The 11,544-nt window shown below is 41.1% G+C and carries 12 protein-coding genes; 8 read left to right on the top strand and 4 right to left on the bottom strand.

From position 1 onward, the window contains the following. The first annotated feature begins 42 nt into the window (after positions 1 to 42). From HNR41_RS02010 to HNR41_RS02035, 6 genes are all read left to right on the top strand, one after another. Entirely contained in the window at positions 43 to 309 is a 267-nt protein-coding gene (locus HNR41_RS02010) for a phosphocarrier protein HPr (RefSeq protein ID WP_184281212.1), read from the top strand. Continuing rightward, positions 309 to 2,033 (top strand): phosphoenolpyruvate--protein phosphotransferase, encoded by a 1,725-nt coding sequence (ptsP, locus tag HNR41_RS02015; RefSeq protein ID WP_184281214.1) that lies wholly within the window; start codon positions 309 to 311, stop codon positions 2,031 to 2,033. The genes HNR41_RS02010 and ptsP overlap by 1 nt, the downstream gene beginning before the upstream one ends. Before the next feature lie 83 nt (positions 2,034 to 2,116). Then, positions 2,117 to 3,415, top strand: coding sequence for an MFS transporter (locus tag HNR41_RS02020; protein ID WP_184281216.1), 1,299 nt, complete (start codon positions 2,117 to 2,119; stop codon positions 3,413 to 3,415). A gap of 136 nt (positions 3,416 to 3,551) precedes the next feature. Further along, positions 3,552 to 4,934, top strand: a complete 1,383-nt coding sequence (locus tag HNR41_RS02025; protein WP_184282827.1) for a cytochrome ubiquinol oxidase subunit I — start codon at positions 3,552 to 3,554, stop codon at positions 4,932 to 4,934. Positions 4,935 to 4,936: 2 nt separating this feature from the next. After that, positions 4,937 to 5,956 carry a cytochrome d ubiquinol oxidase subunit II gene (locus HNR41_RS02030; RefSeq protein ID WP_184282829.1) on the top strand — a complete coding sequence of 340 codons (1,020 nt, stop codon included), beginning with the start codon at positions 4,937 to 4,939 and terminating at the stop codon, positions 5,954 to 5,956. Positions 5,957 to 5,980: 24 nt separating this feature from the next. Further along, complete coding sequence (locus tag HNR41_RS02035; protein ID WP_184281217.1) at positions 5,981 to 6,646, top strand: potassium channel family protein; 666 nt, start codon at positions 5,981 to 5,983, stop codon at positions 6,644 to 6,646. 45 nt (positions 6,647 to 6,691) lie between these two features. On the opposite strand, the gene HNR41_RS02040 is transcribed toward HNR41_RS02035, so the two are convergent. From HNR41_RS02040 to HNR41_RS02050, 3 genes are all read right to left on the bottom strand, one after another. Beyond that, positions 6,692 to 7,600 (bottom strand): acetamidase/formamidase family protein, encoded by a 909-nt coding sequence (locus HNR41_RS02040; protein WP_184281219.1) that lies wholly within the window; start codon positions 7,598 to 7,600, stop codon positions 6,692 to 6,694. A 96-nt stretch (positions 7,601 to 7,696) separates the two neighbouring features. Next, positions 7,697 to 9,376 carry a ribonuclease J1 gene (rnjA, locus tag HNR41_RS02045; protein ID WP_184281221.1) on the bottom strand — a complete coding sequence of 560 codons (1,680 nt, stop codon included), beginning with the start codon at positions 9,374 to 9,376 and terminating at the stop codon, positions 7,697 to 7,699. Continuing rightward, positions 9,376 to 9,594, bottom strand: a complete 219-nt coding sequence (locus HNR41_RS02050) for an RNA polymerase epsilon subunit (RefSeq protein ID WP_184281223.1) — start codon at positions 9,592 to 9,594, stop codon at positions 9,376 to 9,378. Before HNR41_RS02050 ends, rnjA begins: the two co-directional genes overlap by 1 nt. Before the next feature lie 282 nt (positions 9,595 to 9,876). On the opposite strand from HNR41_RS02050, the gene HNR41_RS02055 reads away from it, so the two are divergent. Further along, a complete protein-coding gene (locus HNR41_RS02055; RefSeq protein WP_184281225.1) occupies positions 9,877 to 10,149 on the top strand; it encodes a hypothetical protein in 273 nt (90 codons plus the stop codon). 56 nt (positions 10,150 to 10,205) lie between these two features. Here HNR41_RS02055 and def read toward each other — a convergent pair whose 3' ends face one another. Next, positions 10,206 to 10,757 carry a peptide deformylase gene (gene def, locus HNR41_RS02060; RefSeq protein ID WP_184281227.1) on the bottom strand — a complete coding sequence of 184 codons (552 nt, stop codon included), beginning with the start codon at positions 10,755 to 10,757 and terminating at the stop codon, positions 10,206 to 10,208. A gap of 110 nt (positions 10,758 to 10,867) precedes the next feature. Here def and HNR41_RS02065 point away from each other — a divergent pair, with 110 nt between their 5' ends. Beyond that, positions 10,868 to 11,497 carry a YkyA family protein gene (locus HNR41_RS02065; protein ID WP_184281229.1) on the top strand — a complete coding sequence of 210 codons (630 nt, stop codon included), beginning with the start codon at positions 10,868 to 10,870 and terminating at the stop codon, positions 11,495 to 11,497. Positions 11,498 to 11,544: the final 47 nt, after the last annotated feature.

Here is an 11,544-nt window from a genome sequence, read left to right on the forward strand (position 1 = left end):
AGTGTAATCATTGAGAAATTCACACTTAAAGGAGAAAACATAATGGAAACGAAGTCATTTCTTATTATAGATGAAACGGGAATCCACGCACGCCCGGCAACAATTTTAGTGCAGACAGCAACGAAATTCGAATCGGATATCGAGCTGGAACATAATAGTAAAAAAGTTAATCTTAAATCAATTATGGGTGTAATGTCACTTGGAGTAGGCAAAGGTGCGGAAGTAACAATTCATGCGGACGGCAAAGACGAAGCAGAAGCGATTGAAGCAATTTCTGAAACTTTATCTAGTGAAGGACTGACTGAATAATGCCGGAAATTATTACAGGTTTAAAATTGAGTGAAGGAATCGGCTTTGGAAGCATATTTATATCCTCGGAAGCAGATATCGAAATCTCGGAAAGGGAAATCGATACTGCTCAGATTGATAACGAAGTATCAGCATACAAAGATAGTATTCAAAAAGCTCATATCCAGTTGCGCCAGCTTAGAGAGAATGTCGGCGAACACCTCGATGAGGACAGTGCCGCAATTTTCGATGCGCATATTATGATGCTGGATGATCCAGGCTTTAATGAGCAGATTATTAATCATATTAATAATCTTAACAACGCTGAGAAAGCAATTCAGCTTGCCGGTGACGTGTATATTAAAAAATTCGAATCTCTTGATTCTGAATATATGAAAGCACGGGCACTGGATGTTAAAGATATTTGCATGCGTTTAACAGCAAATATACAAGGTGTGCAGCTGACGGATTTAACGCGCGTGGACGAACCTGTAGTAGTCGTGGCAGAGGAGCTGACTCCATCTGCCTCAGCACAATTAGACAGTAAATATGTAAAAGGTATTATTACGGCAAAAGGCGGAATAACGAGCCACTCGGCTATTATTGCCCGCAGCCTTAACATACCTGCTATTTCAGGGCTTGATGATATTTTATCCAAAGTAACTCACGGCGATGATATTATTATCGACGGTTTTACCGGAGATATTGTGCTCGCGCCGACAGAAATCGAAATGGCGGCATACAGCGAAAAGAAAAAAGCGCAGGAAGAACGGGAAATAAAACTGAAAGAATTTATCGGCAAAGAGACAAAAACACTCGACGGTATTAATATCAGCTTATATGCGAATATTAAAGGACCGGAAGATGTGAACGATGTAAAAAGCAACGATGCTGAAGGTATCGGGCTCTACCGTACGGAATTTCTGTATATGAACAGAATGAACCTGCCGTCTGAAGAAGAGCAGTTTAAAGCCTATAAGGCAGTACTTTCTTCTCAGGATGATAAGCCGGTAATTATCCGCACGCTTGATATCGGCGGTGATAAGGAATTATCTTATTTAAATCTGCCGAAAGAAAGCAATCCGTTTCTCGGAGAACGTTCCATACGTTTCCTGTTAAAGAATGAAGAGATATTTAAAACACAGCTCCGCGCACTCGTCAGAGCAAGCGGACACGGGAATTTAAAAGTAATGTTTCCGATGGTTACTACAATCGATGAATTTAACAGAGCAAAAGCTCTGCTTGTTGAGGAAAAAGAAAAATACGAAGCTGAAATCGGCAAAAAACTGAACGATATCGCAACAGGAGTAATGGTTGAAACACCATCTGCAGCGATGATCAGCGATCAGCTTGCAAAACACGTGGACTTTTTCAGTATCGGTTCGAATGATTTAATTCAATATACGATGGCTGCAGACCGTCTGAATGATCAGGTAAGTGACTTGTACCAGCCTTACCATCCGAGTGTGCTTGGTCTGATTAAGAAAGTCATCGAGAGCGGACGTAATAATAATAAATGGGTAGGAATCTGCGGAGAAATGGCATGCGATTATAAATCCATTGCACTTCTTGCGGGATTCGGAATCGATGAACTGTCGGTTACTCCTAAAAATATTCTTGCTATACGCGAATATATTTCTAAAATCAAAAAGACCGATATGGAACAGCTGAGTGAACAGGTACTGTCATGCGACAGTGCAGAAGATGTTTTGTATTTAATCGATGAACACTTAAACTTAACTTAATCTTAAATATTGTATAGTACACTGGGCATGTAGAACTTTTTCTGCATGTCTTTTTTTACAAAAAATGAAGGGAAGTTTAATATATGCAGCCACAAAACCGTAAGCCGGCCGTCTTGTTTTTATCACTGCCTATCCTTGCCTGGGCTTTATTCGATTTTGCCAACACGATATTTTCAGCTAATATAGTGACGTTATTTTTCCCGCAATACATAACGGAAATTATTGGTACAAATACCAGATTGGAACAAATATCATCAACTGTTATTGCGTATGCCAACGCAGCAAGTGCGTTACTGTTAATTTTATTTTCACCGTTATTCGGAGTACTGATGGACAGAACAGGGAAACGTAAGAAGTATATTATCATATTTACACTGTTAACTGTGGGTGCATCGATTCTGATGGGACTGTTCGGCGGGATGAACACCGGTACAATATTCGGTATTCCGAATGGACTGTTTCTGACAATAATGCTGTTTGTATTTGCTAAATTTACCTACAGTTCCGGAAACGTGTTTTACGATGGTATGCTGTCATCTCTCGGCAGTAAAAAAGAAGTGCCGCTCATATCCGGTTTTGGTGTTGCACTTGGTTATTTAGGTACATTATTCGGTATATTCTCGGTCTTAATTATTATAGGAGACAGCAGCATTCATAATGCATTCTGGCTGAGCGGTATTTTATTCCTGCTCTTTGCTCTGCCTTTGTTTTTCATTAACAGGGACCCAGTCCAAAAACAGAAGCCGAAACAGACGTTTCTTAAAGGATATAAAGATATTTACAGAACTTTTAAAGAAGCCAGGAAACATCCGTCAATATTCTTTTTTATGATTGCTTATTTTTTTATTAACGATGCGCTGGCAACAGCAATTGCGATGATGCAGCCGTATGCGACGACAGTTGTCGGTTTTGAAGCAAGTGCATTCCTGGTGGTGTTTATGGTAGCCACGCTGTTCAGTATTGTCGGTGCACTTGTTTTTGGTTTTGTAAACCAGAAGTATGGTTCGAAACCGACGTTCAGTGTTATCGGACTGCTCCTTGCGACAGCAATAATGATAGCGGCACTGCCGCTGCCGATGTGGACGTTTTGGATCGCGGCAAGTTTGTTTGGTGTAGCAATGGGGTCTGTTTGGGTGGTATCCAGAACGATTATTATCGAGCTGTCACCTGAAGGAAAAGAAGGACAGTTCTTTGGTCTTTTTGCATTCAGTGCGAAAATGAGTGCGATAGCGGGACCATTTATTTACGGGACAATTACATTGCTGCTGAGTGATTTCGGAACAATAGCCTCCCGTATTGCGATAACGAGTCTGCTCATCATGGTTATTATCGGATTATACTTCCACAGCAGAGTAAAAATACCTCATAACCGTGGAGTTTAAATTACAGAAATGAAAGTATGTTAATTAATTCACAAATATGTCACTAAATTTTAACCCTAACTATTTAATAGAATACAGTAAAACAGTTATAATGATAGGTACGAATATGGGGTGAGTATAAATGGATGAGGTATTAATGGATGAGGTATTAATTGGACGCGTCTTAACCGGTATGACATTAGGTTTTCATATAATTTTTGCCACTATCGGAGTCGGTGTTCCTATCGTGTTTATGGTTCTTGAATTTTTAGGATTAAGAAACAAAGATGCACATTATCTGACGATGGCTCGCCGTATAGCCAAAGGTTATACGGTTACCGTTGCAGTGGGTGTTGTGACCGGAACGATAATCGGTCTGCAGCTGTCCTTAATATGGCCGGACTTTATGAGACTCGGCGGACAGATTATAGCACTGCCGCTGTTTATGGAGACATTTGCGTTTTTCTTTGAAGCAATTTTCCTTGGAATATTTTTATATACGTGGGATCGATTTAAAAATCCCTGGTATCACTGGCTGTTAAATATACCAATCGTTATCGGTTCTACATTATCAGCAGTATTTATTACGACAGTGAACTCATTTATGAATACACCGGCAGGATTTGATTTTGAAGGCGGAGAGTTTTTAAATATCGATCCGATTGCCGCAATGTTTAACCCGTCAACATGGGTCAGAGTATTTCACGTTGTAGTAACAGCTTACATGACTATTGCATTCCTGATGGCGACAATCAGTGCTGTAAAACTGCTCCGTGCATCACATAAAGAAGATAAGACATATCATAAAAAAGGCTTAAAAGTGATGATGTCACTCGGTATTATTATGGCTGGACTGACATTGCTTGCCGGAGACTTAACAGCTAAATTTCTGCACGAGCATCAGCCTGAAAAACTGGCAGCCTTTGAATGGCATTTTGAAACAGAAGAAAAAGCAGATCTTGTGCTCTTCGGGATATTAGACGAAGAAACACAGGAAATTAAATATGAGCTGCGTATTCCATGGGTGCTCAGCTTTCTTGCCGACAACTCATTTGATACAGAAGTTACCGGATTAAATGATATTCCGGAAGATGAACATCCGCCGCTCATAATACATTACTTCTTTGATCTGATGGTGTTCTTCGGCATGTACGGACTGGGTGTTGCCGCTGTATACTTTATCGTTAAGTTTACAAAACGGTGGACGAAAATACACGAGCATCATCCGGGACTATTATATATGTATGCTCTGGCCGGACCGCTTTCCTTCCTTGCTATTGAAGCAGGATGGTTCCTGGCAGAAATGGGCCGTCAGCCGTGGATTGTACGCGGTTATATGAGAGTGTCGGAAGCAGTGACGCAGGCAGACGGCCTCGGCATTACGCTGATTGCATTTGCGCTCCTGTATGTTGTTCTTGGCGTGACGAGCATATATGTGCTGCTCAGAATGTTTAAAGGACAATCGGCAGAAGAAGATAAACTGAAGTGGTACGGAGAGTCCGGAATTGTATCTAAAGGTGAAGGAGGTCGACTGCCATGATGCTGGATTATGAGATTATAGGTGTCACAGTTTTGTGGACGTTCTTATATATGTATGTCATCATCGCATCGATTGACTTTGGTGCAGGATTCTTCAGCTTCTACTCGAAATTAACCGGTGATGATAATATCATCAGTCCGATTATTGCACGTTATTTAAATCCGGTCTGGGAGACGACAAACGTATTCTTCGTTTTCTTCTTCGTCGGAATTGTAGGATTTTATCCGGATACGGCATATTATTTAGGAACAACGCTGTTGATTCCGGGGTCGGTTGCCTTAATACTGTTATCGCTCCGCGGTTCGTATTATGCATTTAACTCGTATAACCTTGAGAGTAAGCTGTCATGGTCGGCGCTGTATGGTATAACAGGACTGCTGATTCCGGCAGCATTGTCGATTGCACTTGTAATTTCAGAAGGCGGTTATATTGAAGAAACAGCGACCGGTATTGATCTGAATGTTGAAGAGTTAATATTCAGTGCGTACGGCTGGTCAGTAGTATTTCTGGCAATCATCTCGGTACTTTATATCTCGAGCGGATTTTTGACGTTCTACGCAGCGAAAGCAGAGGATAAAAAGGCGAGTGATCTGACGAGAACATGGTTCTTAATCTGGACACTTCCGACACTGGTCATTACACAGTTTACGTTTCTCGGTCTCAGACAGCATAACTACGAACACTTCGTACGTGCCCAGGATTACTGGTATTTATTCGGACTGAGTCTCGCTGCAATGCTGATTGCAGTATTCCTTATATGGAAACGCCGCAATTACGGTACAGCATTTATTATGATTATGCTGCAGTACGGATTTGCATTTTACGGCTACGGTATCAGCAAACTGCCGTATATTCTTTATCCGTATGTAAATATTAATGATGCAGTAGTTAACGAAAACATGGCATTTGCATTGACAGTAGTATTCGTATTAGGTTTACTATTATTAATTCCATCATTATTCCTGCTCATAAGATTATTCCTGTTCGATAAGGATTATGTTAAAGGGAATAAAAAATACTAGGAACTTAAAGAATAGGTTGATACTATGAAAAAAGAAGTAGCAGTTATCGGGCTCGGCAGATTTGGCGGAAGCATCGTCATGGAATTAAGTGAAATGAATGCGGATGTTCTTGTTATTGATACAAATGAAGCGAGAGTAAATGAATATCAGGAATATTACTCTGAAGGCATAATCGGTGATTCTACCGATGAAGCAATGCTGAAAAGTATCGGTATTAATAATTACGACAATGTCATCGTCGCGATCGGTGACAACATTCAGGCGAGCATTCTGACAACACTGATATTAAAAGATCTCGGTGTACAGAAAGTGACGGCAAAAGCACAGAACACTTACCACGGCAAAGTGCTTGAGAAAATCGGTGCTGATATCGTTGTGCATCCGGAGCGTGATATGGGACGGAGAATTGCCCACAGACTGGTATCATCATCGGTTGTCGAGTACCTGGAAGTTTCAAGCAGCCATTCTATTGTTGAATACAGTGCGAATGAAAGATTTGAAAACAAGCGGATTAACGATTTAAATCTGAGTGACAAATTCGGTATCAGTATAATTGCGATTAAACGGGATAACGATATTATCGTCAGTCCTGATGGACAAATCAGCATACTGACCGGAGACATACTGATTCTCATAGGCAGCGATGAACAGCTGAACCATTTTGAGAGTACTATGGAACGTCTCAAGTAACACTAAAAAGAGCGTCTCCCGACACGGGAGACGCTCTTTTTAGTGTTACTTAAAGTTAATACCGTAATGCTCGAGAATATATTGAGGGACAAAATAGCGGGCAGTCTTTTTAGGATCGACGACCTGGTTAATTTGAGTATGTCCTGTGAGGCTCATCAGCATCGTAAATTCCTCCATACTCAAATTGGTTTTCGGCTGCAGAAGTTCTGTCATTTTATGAACTGCAGTATCGACAGCTGTATCGAGGCTTTCATCGGAAACGTTCAGGTAGATTCCTTCATCATTAATAATTACCGGATGGTCTGTTGAAAGGTTTTCTGCTTTTTCAAATGTTACGTTAACATTTGCACTGACCTCAAGACCTGAAACACTGACTTCACCGTCTGCCATTGCAGCATGGACGTCCCCGAGACCGAATAGCGCGCCGTCATGATAGACAGGCAGATACAGAGTAACGCCTGCTTCCATTTTCAGCGAGTCCATATTACCGCCATGAGTATCCGGTGTACCGTTGTTTACCGGTTCATCCGGCGGTGCAACACCGATAACACCAATCATTTTATTTACGGGAATTTCCAGTCCGTTAAAGTCGACAGTATTTTTTTCGGTATCGACATCGTAAATACGCACGAGTGTATCTTTAAGGACATCCCCCATAACACCCATGTCCGGACCGGTTACCATAACACCGGAATTGGAAATATCAATGCTGTTAATCGTCACTTTTAAAACATCGCCGGCTTTAATGCCGTCTACATATACCGGACCGGTTGCGGGGTTGATTTTCTCCCAGTCAAGACCCCCGAATGAACCTTCTTCAGAAGTAATTTGACCTGTAAAACAGTCGTGTGTCTCAATATCGACAGTATCTCCGAGATTGACTGTTAATGCAGTTTCGTTGTCTTTGCTCATTGAATAAAATAGATGATCTTTTGAAAGCTTGTGATGTGACATTGCAGTTCCTCCTCAATATTATGTATTCATCTTTAAGTATAGAGTAAATAAAATTAAAGACAAAAAAAGCACCGGAATTCCGGTGCTTCAATAGTGTTATTTATCGTCGTTAACTCTCATAATAATCGGGAGAATCATTGGACGGCGTTTCGTTTTGTTGTAAAGGAAGCCGCTTAACTCTTCAATAATCAACTGCTTAACGTTGTACCATTCAACATTTTCTTTTGAGTCGAGCAATGTTCTGACTTCGTCGCGGATTTTCTTCTCTGCGCTGCGGATTAATCCGTATGACTCTCTCATATAGACAAAACCGCGTGATATGATATCCGGTCCGCTCAACAGTTCGCCGGTTTCGAAGTCGATTGTAAGAACTACAATCGCAAGACCTTCTTCGGATAATGATTTACGGTCGCGGAGCACGATGTTGCCGATATCTCCGATGCCGTTTCCATCAACGAATACTGTGCCTGCAGTAACGCGGTGTGAGAACCTCGCACTGTCTTTCGTAAGGGCAAGTACGTCACCAATTTCAAAGACGAAAACATTTTCTTCTTTGACGCCTGTAGAGATTGCAAGTTTCTTATGCAGATCGAGCATACGGTATTCACCGTGAATCGGCATAAAGTATTTAGGCTGGATCAGGCGGAGCATTAGCTTCTGCTCTTCCTGAGAACCGTGACCTGATGTGTGAATGTTCGACAGTTTGCCGTGAATAACATCTGCGCCTGCTTTGTATAAAGCATTAATTGTTTTGTTGACGCTTAAAGTGTTACCTGGAATCGGCGATGAACTGAAGACTACAGTATCATCAGGAATGATGCTGATTTGTCTGTGTGTACCGTTCGCAATACGTGACAGTGCAGCCATCGGCTCACCCTGTGAACCGGTACAAAGAATCATTACTTTATGTTTTTCGATTTTATTAATCATTTTAGGTTCAATAAATGTTTCCGGCGGAGCAGTGATATAGCCGAGCTCCTGACCAATTTTAATGTTGTTTTCCATGCTTCGGCCGAAAATACAAATTTTGCGGTCAAATTTCACGGCAGCTTCAATCGCCTGCTGAACGCGGTAGATGTTCGATGCGAATGTCGCAAAGATAATACGTCCGGTACATTTACGGAATATATCTTCAACGTTCTGACCAACTTCTTTTTCACTGATTGTGAAGTTTGGAACAGTGGCGTTTGTTGAGTCCGAAAGGAGTGCAAGTACGCCTTCTTCTCCAAGTTTAGCCATTTTCGCAAGGTTTGCCGGTTCCCCTACAGGAGTGAAGTCAAATTTGAAGTCCCCCGTGTGTACAATATTGCCTTCCGGTGTACGGACAACAACGCCGTATGCTTCAGGGATAGAGTGAGTTGTTAAGTAGAACTCTATATCCATATGCTTAAATTTCAGGACAGTGTCTTCTTCGATAGGAATTAATTCAGTCTGGTTCAGAAGGTGGTGCTCTTCAAGTTTGTTGCGAATTAAGCCTAAAGCAAGAGGGCCTGAATAGATAGGCACTGAAATTTGTCTCAATAAGAAAGGAATACCGCCGATATGGTCTTCGTGACCGTGTGTCACAATCAGTGCACTGATTTTATCTTCGTTTTCTTTTAAGTAAGTGTAATCAGGTATTACGTAATCCACGCCAAGTTCGGCATCTGTTGGAAACTTGACTCCTGCGTCGATTATGATGATTTCATCTTTGTACTCGACACAGTATGTGTTCTTCCCGATTTCTCCCAGTCCCCCAAGAGCGAATACACCTACTTCATTTGATTCAAGTGTCATTACGCGATAGTCTCAACTTTAAATTCATCGTTGTTGCTTTTTTCGTATTCCAGATGCGCGGGACTAAGTGCCTGGATAAATTCGATATTGTTCTGGCTCGTTTTTAAATAATTACGAACCTCTTCTTCTGTTTCGGCTTCGACATAGCGGATCTGCGTGTCCTCTCTAATGATACGCGTGTCCATGTCTTCTTGGAAAAATACTTTAAATACTGCCATAATTTATGACTCCTTTGTTAGTTAATTATCATTATTAAAATAAATGTAAAAAAATAAAAATATGTGCCTAAACATTTAAGCACATTATTTAGGGAAGTTATTTACCCTTCATATATTCATTGCGCAATAAACCTTTTCTGCCCAGGATGCTTTTCAACTTTTTCATCAGCTTCTCACGTAACCTTCTCAGCATACTATCACACCCTTATATACTTATTCTCATTTTACAATATAGACTCTGTACTTGCAAAGACTTTATAATAGGACAGGGGAGGGGAAACTGTGAAGATAGAAGAGATTATGACAAAGGTTAAGAATGAAAAGATGCGAAGCGATAAAATGTTCACCGGCATTGAGTTTAACGTCCGCGGGGAACAGGTCGTTATGAACTATGTATATGCTGATTACGGCAGCTGTGAGAACACCGGTAAAGATATGTATATGCCGCACGGCCGGGACCCGGAATTCATCAGTGAAGAAGAAATGAACATGCTCATTCAGAAGCTGCGGGATAAGAGTATAGGTTACAATATCAGAAAAGATGATTTTATTTAAGTTATAAAAAAGACGGTACCTGAGCATTTACAGGTGCCGTCTTTTCTGCTGTCTTTTTACTCGAGCGGCTGTGCATCGCCGACCGGTTCAAAGGGTGCATTCTTATCGATATGGTCGTAGAACATTACTCCATCGAGATGATCGAGTTCATGCTGCAGTACGACTGCTAAAAACCCTTTAGCTTTAATCTCGATTTTTTCTCCGTCAATCGTCAGAGCACTGACGCGAATGCGCTTTTTGCGCTGGACAATGCCTTCGATCTCTTCATCTACACTTAAACAGCCTTCGCCGCCGGGTAAGTAAGTTTCATTGACAGAATGACTGATAACTTTAGGGTTAATCAGCATGTAATCATATTCAGGATCACCATTCTCGTCTTCAACGTATACTGCGAGCATACGTTTATCGAGTCCGATTTGAGGTGCGGCCAGACCGACACCTGCTCTCAGGGAATATTTTTCACTCAGTTCCGGGTCCTGTGAGTTGATGAGATATTCTCTCATACTTTTTAATTCTGCTATTGTCTGTGCATCGATTTCTGCCACTTCGCTTACTTTTTTACGCAGCATCGGATGACCGTCGCGCACAATATTTTCCATAGTCAGCACGATAAAACCTCCTCCGTTTCAAACACTCGGTTTATTATACAATATATTTGAGTTAAAATGGTATTGTAAATACTGAGAAACAACTAAATTAACCTGGGGGTACATTTTAAGTGAAGAAACTTATTTTAATGCTGGGCGGTGCGGCACTTTTCTTATCGGGGTGCAGCAATGCTGAATCAGAACTGAATGATTTTTATGATGAATTTACAGGAAGTCTGAGCGAGGAAAAGGGACTTGCCGAACTGAATGAACAATATAACGAACTGGAAGGTGCGAAAGCATCGCTTCAGGAAGAACTTAACAATGCTGAAATTGAAGAAATTAACGGCATCAGCGAAGAACTTCAGACTAATACAGCGGAACGTCTCGAACTGCTGGAAGAAGAGCGCGAATTGATTGCCGGCTCAAATGAAGCATTTGAAGATGCACGTGAAAAAGCAGAAGACATCTCCAATGAAGAATATAAAAAAGAAGCTGACTCGTTAGTTGCAGCGATGAATGCACGCTTTGATGCACACAAAACGATGACAGATACATACACAGAGGCACTCGGAGCTGAACAGAAACTGTTCGAATATTTAGGAGAGGAAGAAATTACACAGGATGCGGTTGACGAACATTTAAACAAAATAGCAGAATACAGCGAGCCGATTAACGAAGCATCTGAGACTTTCACTGCAGAAACAGAGAAAATCAATCAGCTTAAAGGCGAAATTGAACAAATCCTTGAGAATAACTAAGAATCAGGAAGTGTTACTATAACAGTTATAACTGTATCAGTCTTGAA

This window comes from Jeotgalicoccus coquinae, assembly GCF_014207425.1.
GTDB classification, from domain to species: domain Bacteria; phylum Bacillota; class Bacilli; order Staphylococcales; family Salinicoccaceae; genus Jeotgalicoccus; species Jeotgalicoccus coquinae.